Annotated in this window: 15 protein-coding genes; 5 read left to right on the plus strand and 10 right to left on the minus strand. The window is 61.7% G+C overall.

The window, feature by feature from the left end:
• The first annotated feature begins 10 nt into the window (after positions 1-10).
• Together AAZU54_RS08685 and AAZU54_RS08690 are read left to right on the plus strand one after the other, a co-directional pair.
• A complete protein-coding gene (locus AAZU54_RS08685; RefSeq protein WP_186556338.1) occupies positions 11-583 on the plus strand; it encodes a peptidoglycan binding protein CsiV in 573 nt (190 codons plus the stop codon).
• Between the two features lies 1 nt (position 584).
• A complete protein-coding gene (locus AAZU54_RS08690; RefSeq protein ID WP_405128799.1) occupies positions 585-3,896 on the plus strand; it encodes an SNF2-related protein in 3,312 nt (1,103 codons plus the stop codon).
• A 64-nt stretch (positions 3,897-3,960) separates the two neighbouring features.
• Here AAZU54_RS08690 and nagZ read toward each other — a convergent pair whose 3' ends face one another.
• Genes nagZ through AAZU54_RS08705 form a run of 3 tightly spaced genes read right to left on the minus strand, consistent with a single transcriptional unit; the run spans position 3,961 to position 6,266 of the window.
• Positions 3,961-4,959 (minus strand): beta-N-acetylhexosaminidase, encoded by a 999-nt coding sequence (gene nagZ / locus AAZU54_RS08695; RefSeq protein ID WP_186556357.1) that lies wholly within the window; start codon positions 4,957-4,959, stop codon positions 3,961-3,963.
• 22 nt (positions 4,960-4,981) lie between these two features.
• Positions 4,982-5,506 carry a L,D-transpeptidase family protein gene (locus tag AAZU54_RS08700; RefSeq protein WP_434727008.1) on the minus strand — a complete coding sequence of 175 codons (525 nt, stop codon included), beginning with the start codon at positions 5,504-5,506 and terminating at the stop codon, positions 4,982-4,984.
• A 46-nt stretch (positions 5,507-5,552) separates the two neighbouring features.
• The gene (locus AAZU54_RS08705; protein WP_264235431.1) at positions 5,553-6,266 is read right to left on the minus strand and encodes a TetR/AcrR family transcriptional regulator; all 714 of its coding nucleotides are present in this window, start codon (positions 6,264-6,266) and stop codon (positions 5,553-5,555) included.
• 234 nt (positions 6,267-6,500) lie between these two features.
• Here AAZU54_RS08705 and lexA point away from each other — a divergent pair, with 234 nt between their 5' ends.
• Both lexA and sulA read left to right on the plus strand, forming a co-directional pair.
• Positions 6,501-7,109, plus strand: a complete 609-nt coding sequence (gene lexA / locus AAZU54_RS08710; protein ID WP_264235430.1) for a transcriptional repressor LexA — start codon at positions 6,501-6,503, stop codon at positions 7,107-7,109.
• 13 nt (positions 7,110-7,122) lie between these two features.
• Positions 7,123-7,599 carry an SOS-induced cell division inhibitor SulA gene (gene sulA / locus AAZU54_RS08715; protein ID WP_186556333.1) on the plus strand — a complete coding sequence of 159 codons (477 nt, stop codon included), beginning with the start codon at positions 7,123-7,125 and terminating at the stop codon, positions 7,597-7,599.
• Positions 7,600-7,643: 44 nt separating this feature from the next.
• Here sulA and AAZU54_RS08720 read toward each other — a convergent pair whose 3' ends face one another.
• From AAZU54_RS08720 to AAZU54_RS08750, 7 genes are all read right to left on the minus strand, one after another.
• Entirely contained in the window at positions 7,644-7,877 is a 234-nt protein-coding gene (locus tag AAZU54_RS08720) for a hypothetical protein (protein ID WP_138220148.1), read from the minus strand.
• A 50-nt stretch (positions 7,878-7,927) separates the two neighbouring features.
• The gene (locus tag AAZU54_RS08725; RefSeq protein ID WP_186556332.1) at positions 7,928-8,449 is read right to left on the minus strand and encodes a DUF6586 family protein; all 522 of its coding nucleotides are present in this window, start codon (positions 8,447-8,449) and stop codon (positions 7,928-7,930) included.
• Between the two features lie 169 nt (positions 8,450-8,618).
• On the minus strand, positions 8,619-11,231 hold the full coding sequence (gene topA, locus AAZU54_RS08730) for a type I DNA topoisomerase (protein WP_405128800.1): 2,613 nt from the start codon (positions 11,229-11,231) through the stop codon (positions 8,619-8,621).
• A 100-nt stretch (positions 11,232-11,331) separates the two neighbouring features.
• Complete coding sequence (locus AAZU54_RS08735; protein ID WP_186556330.1) at positions 11,332-11,583, minus strand: DUF1653 domain-containing protein; 252 nt, start codon at positions 11,581-11,583, stop codon at positions 11,332-11,334.
• Between the two features lie 79 nt (positions 11,584-11,662).
• A complete protein-coding gene (gene fadA / locus AAZU54_RS08740; protein ID WP_186556329.1) occupies positions 11,663-12,838 on the minus strand; it encodes an acetyl-CoA C-acyltransferase FadA in 1,176 nt (391 codons plus the stop codon).
• A gap of 32 nt (positions 12,839-12,870) precedes the next feature.
• Positions 12,871-15,018, minus strand: a complete 2,148-nt coding sequence (gene fadB, locus AAZU54_RS08745) for a fatty acid oxidation complex subunit alpha FadB (RefSeq protein ID WP_264235426.1) — start codon at positions 15,016-15,018, stop codon at positions 12,871-12,873.
• Positions 15,019-15,503: 485 nt separating this feature from the next.
• A complete protein-coding gene (locus tag AAZU54_RS08750) occupies positions 15,504-15,941 on the minus strand; it encodes a hypothetical protein (RefSeq protein WP_186556327.1) in 438 nt (145 codons plus the stop codon).
• A 109-nt stretch (positions 15,942-16,050) separates the two neighbouring features.
• Between AAZU54_RS08750 and AAZU54_RS08755 the strand changes: the two genes are divergently transcribed.
• Entirely contained in the window at positions 16,051-16,494 is a 444-nt protein-coding gene (locus tag AAZU54_RS08755) for a universal stress protein (protein WP_186556326.1), read from the plus strand.
• The last annotated feature ends 91 nt before the right edge of the window (positions 16,495-16,585 follow it).

Here is a 16,585-nt window from a genome sequence, read left to right on the forward strand (position 1 = left end):
AGGAAGATCCATGCGTGCCATCCGTTGCCTGACCTTGCTGCTGACGCTGTTTGCGCCGGCCGCCTTCGCCGAAGGCCTGTATCAGGTAGAAATGATTCTGGTGCGCCAGAACGACGTGCCGGCAGTGACCAGCCAGTTCGCCCCGGAAGACTGGAGCGCCGGCGCCCCACGCCTGGCCAAGGACGCTGAACGCCCGCCCGTGCTGGGCGATGAGGCCACTCGCCTGGAAGCGACGCCCAGCTACACCGTGCTGCTGCACAAGGCCTGGCAACAACAGCTTGGCAGCGAGCCAAGCCGGATTGCCGTCGGCGCGGGTGAGGAGCAATTCGGCCATTTCCCCATCGAAGGCAACCTGAGCCTCACCGAAGGCCGCTTCATCGCCGTTGAGGCGAACTTCTGGGTCAACCAACTCGACGGCAATGGCAGCGTGCTGCGCAGCGAGCAGTTCAAGCAAATCAACAGCAACATGAAGAGCGGCCAGCTGACCTTCCTCGATGGCGGGCACCTGGCCCTACTGCTGAAAGTCGCGCCGGTAGGTGCGCGCAAGCTGCCGGTGATGGATCCGGAGATGATGGAGCAGTGAAGTGAGCGAGAGCGAGACGCAGCAACTGCTTAGGGACCACGAAAGCTGGACCGCAGATTTCGATCCCGGCGCACTTGGGCGTGGTCGCGACTATGCCGCACAGGACCGCGTGACCCTCCACTCGATCCACGACAACACCATCGAGTCGACCTGCACCGGCTCTGCTCGGCATCTCTACAGCCAGAAGATCAATTTGGTGATGAATGCTGGCAGGCTGCGGGTCCTGGCACGCTGCTCCTGCCCGGTCGGGATCAATTGCAAGCACTGCGCCGCCGCCCTTTTTCACCTGCAGGGCGATCGGCCAGCGCTGAACGACCACACGCTGGCCTTGCCGCACGAGCTGAGCAAATGGGTGGAGGGCCTGGAAGCGCCAACCACAGCCGCCAAAGCCCGCGAAGCCTCGCGCAAAGGCCCGGCCATCTATTACCAGATCAGCCTTGACCAACAGCGCTGGCTGCTGACAGCGATGAAGGGCACCCTGCAAGCCGACGGCCACCTGAAGCTGAGCCGCATCACCTCGATGCCGGAGATGATCTACTACACCCCGCGCTACGTCACCGACGAAGACGCACGCGTGCTACGCCTGATCGATACCCAGAGCAGAGGCGCAGCACTGCCCATGCTTTGCCTGGAAGGCAAGAAGGGTGCGGAGTTGTTGGAGTACGCCTTGGCAACCGGGCGAGTGCTGCTCGCCGAACCCCAGGCAACCCTCGCCGCCGGGCCGGTACGGCATGCCGCGTTTCGTTGGGTGCGGCTGAACAACGGCAGTTATCGCGGCGCCTGGTACCACGATGAACACATGCCCCTGCTCGCCCTGCCGCTCGACCCGCTGTATTACATCGATACCGAACATCACCTGGCGGGTAAACTCAGCCACGACCTGGACCCCTTCATCGCCAGCCAACTAGCACGCGCACCCAACGTACCCGAACACCTGGTCATCCCCTTGAGCCATCGCCTGAACGCCCTGAACCGTCACGTGCCAACGCCAACGCCCGTGCGCAGCGAAACCATTGATAGCCTCACCCCCACGCCGCGGCTGACCCTGGGTAGCCTCGAATTCAGCGCCTACATGCCCAAGACCGGACGCATGCAGCGCCAGATGCAACACCGCGCCGCCCTCGCCTTCGACTACGACGGCCTGCGCGCCACCGGCACTGATGACAAACCGCTGACCCGCCTGGTCGGCGAGACCAGCCAGCGCATCCAGCGCCAACCCCAGGCCGAACAGGCCATCCGCAAGACCCTGCGTGAGTTCGGCTTCAAGCCGGCCACCCGGCAGAGCAAGGCCCTGCCCGACAGCGCTGGTGATATGCACCAACTGCCCGACGATGAAGCCTGGCTGCAGTTCGCCCGCGAAGGCCTGCCGCGCCTGCGCGAGGCCGGCTGGGAGGTCGAAGTACACCGCGACTTCGCCTTCAACCTGCGCGAGGTGGACGACTGGTACGCCACGGTCGAGGAAGCCCCTGGGCATGAATGGTTCGATCTGGAACTAGGCATCGTCGTCGATGGTGAACGCCACAGCCTGCTGCCGATCGTCCTGCAGCTGCTGCGCAGCAACCCCGAGCTATTGCGCCCCAGCGAGCTGGCGCGGCGCAATGACGATGAACACCTGCTGATCGACCTCAACCGGGGCCGACCAGAGAGCCCGGCCCTGCGGGTAGCCCTGCCCTACGGCCGCATCAAGGCGGTGATGGGCACCCTCGGCGAGCTCTACCTGCACGAGGACGCCGCAGGCCCCGCCCTGCGCCTGGACCGAGCCGACGCCGCCCGCCTTAACGATATCGAGCACCTGCCGCTGCACTGGGAAGGCGGCGAGCACGTACGCGGTCTCGGTCGGCGCCTGCGTGACGCCCGCGAGCTGGAGGTCGAGCCGCCCAAACAGCTCAAAGCCACCTTGCGCCCTTACCAGCAACAGGGCCTGAACTGGCTACAGGCGCTGCGCGAGATGGGCACCGGCGGCATCCTTGGCGACGACATGGGCCTGGGCAAGACCCTGCAAACCCTCGCCCACCTGCTGCTGGAAAAACAGCACGGACGCCTGCAGCACCCAGCACTGGCGGTCATGCCCACCAGCCTGGTACCCAACTGGCTGGACGAGGCCCAGCGCTTCGCCCCCGACTTGCGCGTACTCGCCCTGCACGGCCCAGGCCGCAGCAAGCATTTTTCCGCGCTGAGTGAATACGACCTGATTCTGACCACCTACGCCCTGGTGCCGCGCGACCTTGAACACCTGCGCGCACAGCCTTGGCATACGCTGGTGCTCGACGAGGCGCAGAACATCAAGAGCAGCACCAGCAAGGCCGCCCTGGCCGTTTGCGAGCTACAAGCCACTCAGCGCCTATGCCTGACGGGCACGCCGATGGAAAACAACCTGGGCGAGCTATGGTCGCTGTTCCACTTCCTGATGCCCGGCTGGCTGGGCGATCTCAAACGCTTCAACCACGACTACCGCACCCCGATCGAACGTCACGGCGACCACGAACGCATGGCCCACCTGGCCAGTCGCATCCGCCCGTTCCTGCTGCGACGCACCAAAGAGCAAGTGGCGCAGGATCTACCCGCCAAGACCGAGATGGTCCACTGGGTCGAGCTCAGCGACGCCCAGCGCGATACCTATGAAGCGGTGCGGGTGGCGATGGACAAGAAGGTCCGCGACGAACTGGCGCGCAATGGCGCAGCGCGCAGCCAGATCGTCATCCTCGACGCCCTGCTCAAGCTGCGCCAGGTGTGCTGCGACCTGCGTTTGGTCAAGAGCGTGGAGAGCAAAGGCAACCAGGCCGACAAAGGCAAGCTAGGCAGCCTGATGCAGATGCTCGAAGAGCTGCTCAGCGAAGGCCGCCGGGTACTGCTGTTTTCGCAGTTCACCTCGATGCTGGCGCTGATCGAGCAAGAGCTTGAGAAACGCGAGATCCGCTACAGCCTGCTGACCGGCGATACCCGTGACCGGCGCGCGCCGGTGCAGCAGTTCCAGAAGGGTGATAGCGAGGTGTTCCTGATCAGCCTCAAGGCCGGCGGCACCGGTTTGAACCTGACGGCGGCTGATACCGTGATTCACTACGACCCCTGGTGGAACCCCGCCAGCGAGAACCAGGCTACCGACCGCGCCTACCGCATCGGCCAGGACAAACCGGTGTTCGTGTTCAAGCTGATTACCCGGGGGACAGTCGAAGAAAAGATCCAGCTGCTCCAGCAGGAAAAAGCGGCGCTGGCAGCCGGGCTGCTCGATGGCGGCCAGGCGGGTCAGTGGCGGCTTGGAGATGAGGAGATTGAAGCGCTGTTTGCGCCGTTGCCAGGCAAGCGCGGCAAATAGCCATCGCCACAGCCTCATCGTGGGGCTGTGGGAGCGGGCTTGCCCTGCGATGAGGGCCAAGCTGTCAATCGACCAGCTGCGCCTCCCTCAAGGCCCCCAACGCCTCCAGCCAACGCGGCTGCTGCCGATAATCAGTGCGTGCAAAACCACGCCCGCGCATCCCGGCAATCCGCGGCGACGGCTTGACCTTCAAGCGCTGCGCCGCACTCAGGGCGAGCTCCGCCGCTGCCCGGTCGTTGCATACCAGGCCCATATCGCAACCAGCAGTCAACGCCGCCTCGATCCGGTTGGCAGCGTCGCCCACCACATGCGCCCCAGCCATCGACAGGTCATCACTGAAGATCACCCCGTCGAAGCCCAACTCGCCGCGCAGGATGTCCTGCAACCAGCGTCGGGAAAAACCAGCAGGCTGAGTGTCGATTTGCGGGTAAATGACATGCGCCGGCATTACCGCCGCCAATTGGCCGCTAAGACGGGTGAAGGGCACCAGGTCGGCCTGGCGCAGTTGCTCAAGGCTGCGCTCGTCAGTGGGAATCGCCACATGCGAATCGGCCTCGGCCCAACCATGCCCCGGGAAGTGCTTGCCGCAAGCGGCCATACCCGCAGCATTCATGCCGCGGATAAACGCACCGGCCAGCTGCGTGGCACGCTCAGGATTACCCTCGAACGCACGACTACCCACCACTGCGCTGCGCTGATGATCGAGATCCAGCACCGGCGCGAAGCTCAAGTCCAGGCCCACCGCCAACACCTCGGTGGCCATCAGCCACCCGCACTGCTCGGCCAGGTACTCGGCGTTGTCGTTATCAGCGATTGCGCGCATCGCTGGCAGGCGCACAAAGCCTTGGCGCAAGCGCTGGACCCGGCCACCTTCCTGATCGACGGCAAGAATCAGGTCAGGGCGAATGGCGCGAATCGAAGCGCACAGCTCACGCACCTGGCGCGGGCTGTCGATGTTACGCGCAAAGATGATCAGGCCGGCCACTTCGGGCTGGCGCAGCAGATGCCGGTCCTCGGCGGTCAGCCAGTAACCGGCGATGTCGACCATCAGGGAGCCTTGCAGGCTGGCAGTCATGGAAAGTCCTTCATTCGATATTCAGGGAAAGCCATTGCGGGCATGCGGCCTCGTCGATCCGCACCGGGCAGTGGGCGGGTACGTGATCGAACAGGTCCAGTAAATCAACATTGCGCAGGCGTACGCAGCCATGGGACAGGGGTATACCCAGCGGTTGCGTATCCGGCGTGCCGTGCAGATAGATGTAGCGGCGAAACGTGTCGCGCCGACCCAGACGATTGACCCCGGGTTCGCAGCCACTGAGCCAGAGGATGCGACTGAGGATCCAGTCACGCCCGGGAAATGCTGCGTGCAGCGCCGGCGACCAGACCTCACCCGTCCAGCGGCGACTGCTCAACACAGCGCCTAGGGGCAAGCCGGCGCCGATCTTGGCCCGCACCTGATGCAAGCCGCGTGGGGTGCATCCAGAACCATTGAGCTCACCGGCACCGTTGCGCGCGGTGGAAACCGCCAGGCGTAGACGCAACTGCCCATGGGCAAAACCGTAGAGGTGCTGGTCGGCGAGGGAAATGTGCAGGAAATCGAGGTCGGGCATGGGCGCTAGCTTAGCCCAACTGCCCTTGCTCGCCCAGCCTCGGCGCTCAGGCCTTGGCGGGGGTGCTGGAGGCGCTGGACTTGGCCCGCGGGCGCAGTTGCGCTGCGGCCATGGCCTCATCGGTGACACCGCTGTCGGCGCGCATACCGGCCGCCAGGAACGGCACCATCAGGCGCATGACCTGCTCGATCGAGGTATTGATGCCGAAATCGGTCTCGGCTATCGCCCGCAGGGCCTTGATACCCGACATGCTGAACGCCGCCGCGCCGAGCATGAAGTGCACCCGCCAGAACAATTCAAGCGGCGGAATACGCGGGGCCGCTTCATTGACCAGCAACATGTAACGACGGAATACCTTGCCGTACATGTCTTCCAGATAGCGCCGCAGGTGACCCTGGCTCTGACTGAACGCAAGGCCCAGCAAACGCATGAAGATCGACAGGTCATTGTTGCTGCGCGGCTGCACCACCAGCGCCTGCTCGACCAGCATCTCGAGCAGTTCTTCAAGGCTGGGCTTGCTCTCCGGACGCGCCTGGCGACGCTCCAGCTCACGCTCCAAACTGGCGCAGAAGGGGCCGAGGAAGCGCGAGAAGACTGCCTGGATCAGGGCCTTCTTGGAGCCGAAGTGATAGTTCACCGCCGCCAGGTTGACCCCGGCCTTGCTGGTGATAAGCCGCAACGAGGTTTCCGCGAACCCCCTTTCCGCGAATAGCTGCTCGGCAGCATCGAGAATGCGTTCAACGGTTTCCGATTGGGCCATGACTACTCACTACTCCGGGACGAGGCCTGACAAACAGTTGTTTGAAACATACGTTTCAGGCCATCATCTGTCAAGGCTCGGTGACCCATGGGTCGCCATTAAAACACAGCGCTGCGCATCAAGCTGCAGCCCCCGCAATACGCCCCCTCACGCATCTTCTTCAGTTAACTGCTTGCAGCGGGCCATCTACTGTATATAATCCCAGTCACTGTATAAAAAGACAGAGCGCTCGCCATGCTGAAACTGACGCCCCGCCAAGCCGAGATCCTGGCTTTCATCAAACGCTGCCTCGACGACAACGGCTTCCCGCCAACGCGGGCCGAGATTGCCCAGGAACTGGGCTTCAAGTCGCCCAACGCTGCCGAGGAGCATCTCAAGGCCCTGGCCCGCAAGGGTGCAATCGAGATGACCCCAGGCGCATCCCGCGGCATCCGCATCCCTGGCCACGAAGCCAAAGCTGAAGAAAGCGGCTTGCCGATCATTGGCCGGGTCGCGGCCGGTGCGCCGATTCTCGCCGAGCAGCACATCGAGCAATCCTGCAACATCAACCCGACCTTCTTCCACCCGCCTGCCGACTACCTGTTGCGTGTCCACGGCATGAGCATGAAGGACGTCGGTATCTTCGACGGCGACCTGCTGGCGGTACACACCTGCCGCGAGGCCCGCAATGGCCAGATCGTCGTCGCCCGTATCGGTGATGAAGTGACCGTCAAGCGCTTCAAGCGCGAAGGCAGCAAGGTCTGGCTGATCGCCGAGAACCCCGAATTCGCCCCCATCGAAGTCGACCTGAAACAACAGGAGCTGGTTATCGAGGGCTTGAGTGTCGGCGTCATACGCCGCTGATCCAGGAGGCGCCATGCAGCAGTTCATCCACGCACCCCAGTCCGCCCAGCTACCGCTGTTCGAAGCCTTTCTGGCCGAACCGGTACTGCCGGGCCTGAAGGCTAGCGCACACGCGCGCAAGAGCAGCCAGCCCGAGCGGTTCAGCGAACTGGCCCTGCGCGGTGCGCCGGGTCACTGCCAAAGCCTGTTGGCGCCTGTGCTACGCGACCTGAGCGAAGAGCAAGATGCACGCTGGCTAACCCTGATCGCCCCACCCTCCAGCCTAACCCAGGCCTGGCTGCGCGATGCAGGCCTTAACCGCGAACGCATCCTGCTGCTGCAACCGGGCGGCAACCAGAGCGCCCTGCAGCTGGCCTGTGAAGCCCTGCGCCTGGGCCACAGCCACACCGTGGTCAGCTGGCTGGGCAACCTCAACGCCAACACCCGTCAGCAGCTGACCCGCGCTGCAAACAGCGGAAATGCACAAAGCCTGAACATCCGCCTCGGCTGATGTTCAGGCTTTGCCTGTATTGATCGCTATCGTGTAGCTGAAACTCAGTGCAGAACGCGCGGGCCTTCTTCGCGTTCGAAGTCACCTTCGACCAGCTTGCCTGCCATCTGCACACCAACACTGAGCATGGCCTTGGCCACTTCAACGTGCTGCCCCTGTAGGAATGCCTTGGCGTCCTCGGAGAAATCCAGGGTTACCAGAGAGCCTTCATCTTCGGCGCGACGCAGCTCGATCCGGCCATCAGGCAACTCTACAATTTCAAGAAAGGACGTTGACATAAAGGGCTGTTCTCCACGAAAGGCGGGCATTGTACCAGCCAAGTGGCCTATCAGCACTCACTCAACGCGTCACGAAACCGTCGCACTAGATCTTTCAGATTTTTCCGCCAGCTTTCCAGTTCTTCCCGAGATAGCGCGGGCTGCTCGGCTTGGTCAAGATTAATGGCTTGAATCAGCGGCTGGGTAACGTCGGTTTTGGCGACTTTCTTGGCGACAGGTGGTCGGAACAAATCGGCATAAGCTGCTAGCAATTGCGCTAGCCAGGTTTCCGGTTGGCGAGCCAGTTCGAGCATCTCGGCCATTTCCGGAATCGCCACGCTTTGCAGGACTTCATCGTTGAGCAACAACTCAGCACGCGAGGCGTTAGCCTGGGGCAGACGATAGAAACCACCGATTTCGTGGCACAACCCCAGCAGCGCGCCATACAGGTGAAACAGCGCCGATTCGCGCTCAGCCTGGATCAACCCCTGGGCGTTCATTGCCCGGCTTTGCTCAGCCTTGGCCATGGATTCCAGTGCAAGACCGGCAAAGAACAGTTTCTGGTTGGTGCGGGTGTAGAGTTCCTGGGCCATTTCAAATGCCCTCCCAAAGGCTGCAAGGCGATAGCTCAGTTTCAGCCATCGCCCTGCCCTATCGCAAGCCCAAAAACATCGCGGGGCAAGCCCGCTCCCACGCCCTGGACTCAAACTCGAGCCCTAGGGTGGCAGCTTGCTTGCCCCGCGAATGTTCAGCCAGGATCGATCAGCGCTTGTCTTCTACCTTCCACGCGTTGCCGTCGTAGAACGCCTTCCAACCCGTCGGCTTGCCATCGACCTCGGACTGCACGTACTGCTCCTTGGTCTTACGGCTGTAGCGGATCACCGCCGGGCGACCTTCCGGATCCTTCTGCGGCGCTTCGCAGAGGAAGTGATACTTCGGATCGATCTCGTGCTTGTGCGGGATGATTTCCATTACCAAGGGCGCACGCGTCTCGCGGTTTTTCGGGAACTGGCTGGCAGCCAGGAACAGCCCCGAAGCGCCGTCACGCAGCACGTAGGTGTCGTTGACCTTCTCGCACTTGAGCTCCGGCATATCCACCTTATCCATCTTCGGTGGCGCCGCTTCGCCGCTCTTGAGCAGCTTGCGGGTGTTCTTGCACGTAGGGTTGGTGCAGCCGAAGAACTTGCCGAAACGGCCAGTCTTGAGCTGCATCTCGCTGCCACACTTGTCGCACTCCAGGCTCGGCCCTTCGTAGCCCTTGATGCGGTAGCTGCCTTGCTCGATCTCGTAGCCGACGCAATCTGGGTTGTTACCGCAGATGTGCAGCTTGTGCTTCTCATCGAGCAGGTAGGCATCCATCGCCGTGGCGCAGATCGGGCAGCGATGCTTGCCCAGCAGCACCCGCGACTCCGACTCACCTTCGTCGTCGGCGGCAATTTCGTCGCCTGGCACCAGGTTGACGGTAGCCTTGCAGCGCTCTTTAGGCGGCAGGCTGTAGCCTGAGCAGCCAAGGAACACGCCGGTGGAGGCGGTACGAATCATCATCGGCCGGCCGCATTCCTTGCACGGAATGTTGGTCATGGTCGGCTGGTTGGCGCGCATGCCGTTTTCCGACGACTCGGCAGTCTGCAGCTTCTTGCTGAAGTCGCCATAGAACTCGTCGAGAACGTTCTTCCAGTCGCGCTCGCCCTGGGCGACGTCGTCGAGGTTTTCTTCCATGTCGGCGGTGAAGCCGTAGTCCATCAGGTTGGAGAAGCTCTCCGACAGACGCTCGGTGACGATGTCGCCCATCTTCTCGGAGTAGAAGCGGCGGTTATGCAGGGTCACATAGCCACGGTCCTGAATGGTGGAAATGATCGCCGCATAGGTCGATGGACGGCCAATGCCACGCTTTTCCATTTCCTTGACCAGGCTGGCTTCGGTAAAGCGCGCCGGCGGCTTGGTGAAGTGCTGGCTTGGGTCGAGCTTGATGAGCTTGAGCGCCTCGCCCTGGGCCATGTCCGGCAGCACATCGTCTTCGCCTGGCTTGCTCTGTTGCGGCAGCACCCGGGTGTAACCGTCGAACTTGAGGATACGGCCCTTGGCACGCAGCTCGAAGTCACCGGCGTTGACTGTGACGCTGGTGGACAGGTACTGCGCAGGCGGCATCTGGCAGGCCAGGAATTGGCGCCAGATCAACTCGTACAGACGCTCGGCGTCACGCTCCATGCCACTGAGCTTGGTGGGATGGATGTTGACATCGGAAGGACGAATCGCCTCGTGCGCCTCCTGGGCGCCTGCCTTGCTGCCGTACACGATCGGCGCTTCAGGCAGGTACTGCTTGCCGAATTCTTTCTCGATGTAGCTGCGAGCCATGTCCACAGCGTCAGCCGACAGGTTGGTCGAGTCGGTACGCATGTAGGTGATGTAGCCGGCTTCGTACAAGCGCTGCGCCATCATCATGGTCTTCTTCACGCCATAGCCCAGGCGATTGCTCGCGGCCTGCTGCAGGGTCGAGGTAATGAACGGCGCCGAAGGCTTGCTGCTGGTTGGCCGGTCTTCGCGCTTGGCCACGCTGTAGCTGGAGGCCTTGAGCTTGTCCAGGGCAGCCATGGCCTGGGCTTCGTTGAGCGGCTTGAAGGCTTCACCCTTCTCGCGCGCCACTTCGAAACGCACCTTGGCATCCTTGGCGGTGCCAAGGTCGGCGTGCACTTCCCAGTACTCTTCAGGGTTGAAGGCACGAATCTCGCGCTCACGCTCGACCACCAGCTTGACCGCTACCGACTGCACGCGACCTGCCGACAGGCCACGGGCGATCTTCGACCACAGCAGCGGCGAGACCATATAGCCCACGACGCGGTCGAGGAAGCGCCGTGCCTGCTGGGCGTTGACCCGGTCGATATCCAGCTCACCCGGCTGCGAGAACGCCTCCTGGATGGCTTTCTTGGTGATTTCGTTGAACACCACGCGTTTGTAGCGAGTGTCGTCACCGCCGATGGCCTCACGCAGGTGCCAGGCAATCGCCTCCCCTTCGCGGTCCAAGTCGGTCGCGAGATAGATGGTGTCGGCATCTTTTGCCAAACGACGCAACTCGTCGATGACCTTTTCCTTGCCCGGCAGGATCTCGTACTTGGCCTTCCAGCCCGCATCCGGATCGACGCCCATACGCGCGACCAGCTGGCGCCGAGCCTTCTCTTTCGGCGACAAGGCCGGCGCCTCACCCGCTGCAGCCTTGCCACGCTTGGCCGCCGGCTCCTTACTGGTGCTGGCCGAACCGCTGGTGGGGAGGTCACGGATGTGGCCGATACTCGACTTCACCACGTACTGGCTGCCCAGGTACTTGTTGATGGTCTTGGCCTTGGCCGGGGATTCCACAATGACCAGCGATTTGCCCATGGATCGGAGTATTCCTGAATCTGAAAATGAAAAACGCGTCAGGTGCCGCACGCGGCACCGCTATATATAGTGGCAACAGGGTGAGGTCAAGCGCAGTCGACTAAGCCTGGTCTGCACCGGGATGCTCGAACCGCCCTTCTTCGGCCGTGACCAAAGCAAAGCGTGGCACCTGCTCGCCGTCAACCTCGACTGACTCCAGGAACATCGAAAGGGGTCGCACCCAAAGCCCGTAATCACCATACAGACATTGGTAGAAGACTACCCACTCTTCGCTTTCGGAGTGCCGCGCAGCGCCGAATACACGATACTCAGGGCCCTTGTAGTGGCGGTATACGCCTGGCTGTATGTGCATCTCGCTGACCCTCTTGAACAAATTCTGTAAAAAACAAAAACCGGGGCACATGGCCCCGGTTGCTGCCTAGCGATCGCGATCAGACGCGTTCGAAGACAGTGGTGATGCCTTGGCCCAGGCCGACACACATGGTGGCGACGCCCAGGGTACCGCCATTTTGCTTCATGACGTTGAGCAGGGTGCCCGAAATACGTGCACCGGAGCAACCGAACGGGTGGCCCAGAGCAATGGCGCCGCCGTGCAGGTTAACCTTCTCATTCATCTTGTCGAGCACTTTCAAATCTTTCAGCACTGGCAGGGCCTGTGCGGCGAAGGCTTCGTTGAGCTCGATGAAGTCGATATCGGCCATGGTCAGGCCGGCGCGCTTGAGGGCTTTCTGGGTCGATGGCACCGGGCCGTAACCCATGATTGCCGGGTCGACGCCCGCTACTGCCATGGAGCGAATCACCGCCAGCGGCTGGATGCCGAGGTCCATGGCGCGCTGGCCAGACATGACGATCATGCACGAAGCACCGTCAGTGATCTGCGAAGAAGTACCGGCAGTGACCGTACCACCTTTTGGATTGAAGGCAGGCTTGAGGGCGGCCAGGCTTTCCAGAGTGGTGTCAGGGCGAATGGTTTCGTCGAAGTCAAAGACCTTGAGGAAGCCGTTTTCGTCATAACCCTGCATCGGGATGATCTCGTCCTTGAACTTGCCTTCCAGGGTCGCCTTGTGAGCGAGCTGGTGCGAGCGCAAGCCAAAGGCATCTTGCTGTTCACGGCTGATGCCATGCATCTTGCCAAGCATTTCGGCAGTCAGGCCCATCATACCCGAGGCCTTTGCCGCATGCAGCGACATATGCGGGTTAGGGTCGACGCCATGCATCATGCTGACGTGGCCCATGTGCTCGACGCCACCGATGACGAACACATCACCATTGCCAGTCATGATCGCCTGGGCGGCGGTGTGCAGCGCGCTCATCGACGAGCCACACAGGCGGCTGACGGTTTGCGCGGCCGAGGTGTGCGGGATCTGGGTCATCAAGGAGGCCATGCGGGCGATGTTCCAGCCCTGCTCCAGGGTCTGGTTGACGCAGCCCCAGATCACGTCCTCGACTTCTTTTGGATCGACCTTGTCGTTACGCTCCAGCAGTTTGCTGATCAGGTGCGCGGACATGTCTTCGGCACGGGTGTTGCGGTGCATGCCACCCTTGGAACGGCCCATCGGGGTCCGACCGAAGTCGACAATCACCACGTCTCTTGGATTCAGGCTCATATCAATACTCTCGCTCTAACTCGTTTGGGCGCTCAGTTGAAGAAGCGCTGGCCAGTCTTGGCCATTTCGCGCAGCTTCGCGGTGGGGTGGTACAGCGGCCCCAGATCGGCGTACTGGTCGGCCAGGGCGACGAACTCAGCGACCCCTATCGAGTCGATGTAGCGCAGCGCGCCCCCACGGAAGGGAGGGAAGCCGATGCCGTACACCAGGCCCATATCGGCCTCGGCGGCGGTTTCGACAATGCCATCTTCCAGGCAACGGACGGTTTCCAGGCACAGCGGGATCATCATCCAGTTGATGATGTCCTGGTCGCTGACTTCACGCTGTTCGAAGACGATCGGCTTGAGCACATCCAGCACGCTGGCATCGGCGACTTTCTTCGGCTTGCCGCGCTTGTCGGTCTCATAGGCGTAGAAGCCCTTGCCGTTCTTCTGACCGAGGCGATTGGCCTCATACAGGGCGTCGACGGCAGAGCGGCGATCGTCCTTCATGCGGTCCGGGAAGCCTTCGGCCATCACGTCGCGGCCGTGGTGGCCTGTGTCGATACCGACCACGTCCATCAGGTAGGCCGGGCCCATCGGCCAGCCGAACTTTTCCATGACCTTGTCGATGCGCACGAAGTCGACGCCAGCGCTGACCAGCTTGGCGAAGCCGCCGAAGTACGGGAACAGCACGCGGTTGACCAAAAAGCCCGGGCAGTCGTTGACCACGATCGGGTTCTTGCCCATTTTCTTGGCATAGGCAACGGTAGTGGCCACGGCCACTTCGCTAGACTTCTCGCCACGGATCACTTCCACCAGCGGCATCATGTGCACCGGGTTGAAGAAGTGCATGCCGACGAAGTTTTCTGGGCGCTTGAGGGCTTTGGCCAGCAGGTTGATGGAGATGGTCGAGGTGTTGGAAGCGAGGATCGCATCTTCCTTGACCTGGCCTTCCACTTCAGCCAGCACGGCTTGCTTGACCTTGGGGTTCTCGACCACCGCCTCGACGACGATGTCGACATTGGCGAAATCGCCATAGGACAGGGTCGGGCGAATGGCATTGAGCGCCTCGGCCATCTTCGCCGGGGTCAGACGGCCCTTCTCGACGCGGTTGCCGAGCAGCTTGGAGGCTTCGTTCAAGCCCAACTGAATGGCGTCTTCACGAATATCCTTCATCAGGATAGGCGTACCCTTGACCGCCGACTGGTAGGCGATACCGCCACCCATGATACCGGCGCCGAGCACGGCGGCCTGTTTCACGTCCTGGGCGATCTGGTCATGTGCCTTGGCCTTGCGTTTGAGCTCCTGATCATTGAGGAACAAGCCAATCAGGCTGGCGGCGACGTCGGTCTTGGCCAGCTTGGCAAAACCTGCGGCTTCGACTTCCAGCGCCTTGTCACGGCCGAAGTTGGCCGCTTTCTGGATCGACTTGATCGCTTCGACCGGCGCCGGGTAGTTCGGGCCCGCTTGGCCGGCAACGAAGCCTTTGGCGGTTTCGAAGGCCATCATCTGCTCGATGGCATTGAGCTTGAGTTTCTCAAGCTTGGGCTGGCGCTTGGCCTGGTAATCCAGCTCACCACTGATGGCGCGCTTGATCAGGTCCAGGGCGGCGGCCTGCAGCAGCTCAGGTGCGACTACAGCGTCGACTGCGCCGACTTTCAGGGCGTCTTCGGCACGGTTTTCCTTACCGGCGGCAATCCACTCGATGGCGTTGTCCGAACCGATCAGGCGCGGCAGGCGCACGGTGCCGCCAAAGCCTGGGTAGATGCCCAGCTTGACTTCCGGCAGGCCAATCTTGGCGCTGCTGGACATGACCCGGTAGTCGGCGGCCAGGCACATTTCCAGGCCACCGCCCAAAGCAATGCCGTTGATGGCAGCGACAGTAGGCACGCCGAGGTCTTCAAAGTCATTGAAGATGCGATTGGCTTCCAGGTTACCAGCGACCAGTTCGGCCTCGGGCAGCTTGAAGTTGTCGACGAATTCGGTGATGTCGGCGCCGACGATGAACACGTCCTTGCCACTGCTGACGATAACGCCCTTGACCGAAGCATCGCCCTTGATGGCAGCTACGGCCTGGCGCAGTTCGTCCAGGGTCAGGCGGTTGAACTTGTTGACGGACTCACCCTTGAGGTCGAATTTGAGTTCGACGATGCCGCTTTCAAGAGCCTTAACCGTGATGGCTTTACCTTCGTAAATCATCAACTGATCTCCACGATATGGAAGCTGAACTGTACACGCCGAACGCTGGCTGAAACGCTGTCTATTCAGCGGTCTTACCAGGCACACCCGTCAGCGCGATAGTCGGGATTCGTACGAGCGGTCTGACATACAAACGCTCAATTCATACGCCCGTTTGATTTGGGTATGCACACATTCTCCGAAATGATCGACGTTGTCAAATGCTCGCAAGCAGTGTGAAAACGCGACTTTCCGGTCATTTTGCAACGCTTGGGTGCAAACCCTGATGACAGTGATCGCCAGACATTCATGACAGCGATAAACAAAGAGGCAGGAGAAAAAAGCGTTTGGCTAAACGCAAATTCGCTGAGGCTAGCTATAGTGAGGGGCGAGTCGAATGTTTCCCGGCCTGCCTGGCCTTTCTGCGGCTGCAGAACGCATCGCGGGGCAAGCCCACTCCACGCTAACGCGGGAGCGGGTTTGCCCCGCGATGTCGTTTCGATGGTTTAAGCGAGGGTTTCCAAGGTCTGGGCAATATTCTGCAACACAGAGCTATCGCCGCGCTCTCCCCAGTACAGAGCGATCATCTGGGTATTGGCCTCGACCAGGTAGACATTGCCTGGCAGGCGGGCAAATTGCTCGGTCAGGCGTGGATCGGCACAAGGCTCACGCCACGTGTTCCACCATACCCCGGGACTCACCTGCCAGTAGGCCCAGCAATCGTCGCGCCCTTTGCGCCGCGCCCGATGGTACTGCGGACAAGGGCTTGGCGGCTGGTCTTGTAGCCAGTGCGGCCACTGCTGCGGTGCCAATTGCATGGCCAGGCCCATACGCCGACCCTCCAGGCGCAGGTTCATCTGCTCGCTCTGTTTGCGTGAGGGGCGCAACCACGCCAGAGGGCTGAGAATCAGCGCAAGGATTGACACCACCAGCCATACCGTCATATCTGTAGATCCCATAAAGCGTTGCAAATGAGCTGGTTAGCCAGGTTTCACGTTAATCGGCGCGAAAGCGACCATACTTCTACTATCGCGATTGTCAGGAGTACCACCCATGGAATACCAACATATTCTGGTCGCCGTCGACCTGACCGAAGAATGCGACCCGGTGATCAAGCGCGCCAAGGCGATCGCTCTGGCTAACGGCGCGAAGGTATCGCTGGTACACATCGTCGAGCCGATGGCCATGGCCTTTGGCGGTGACGTGCCGATGGACCTGTCGCAGCTGCAACAACAGCAGTTCGACCAGGCCAAGGAGCGCATGGAGCGCTTGTACAACAAGTACCCCGATATCAACCGCGGTGATTCGCACCTGGTCTACGGCCAGCCGCGCCAAGAGATTCATCAGCTGGCCAAGGATCAACAGTGCGACCTGATCGTGGTCGGCAGCCATGGTCGTCATGGCCTGGCGCTGCTACTGGGTTCCACTGCCAATGACGTGCTGCATGGTGCGCCGTGCGATGTGCTGGCAGTGCGTCTGCAGAAGAAGGAAAGCTGAGCGCCGCAGGGTTCAGGCTGACCCCATCGCGGGGCAAGCCCGCTCCCACGCCAGCGCTTTCAGTGCCAGGGGCGTGGGAGCGGGCTTGCCC

Source organism: Pseudomonas sp. Je.1.5.c, assembly GCF_051129895.1.
In the GTDB taxonomy this organism is placed as follows: Bacteria; Pseudomonadota; Gammaproteobacteria; order Pseudomonadales; family Pseudomonadaceae; genus Aquipseudomonas; species Aquipseudomonas urmiensis.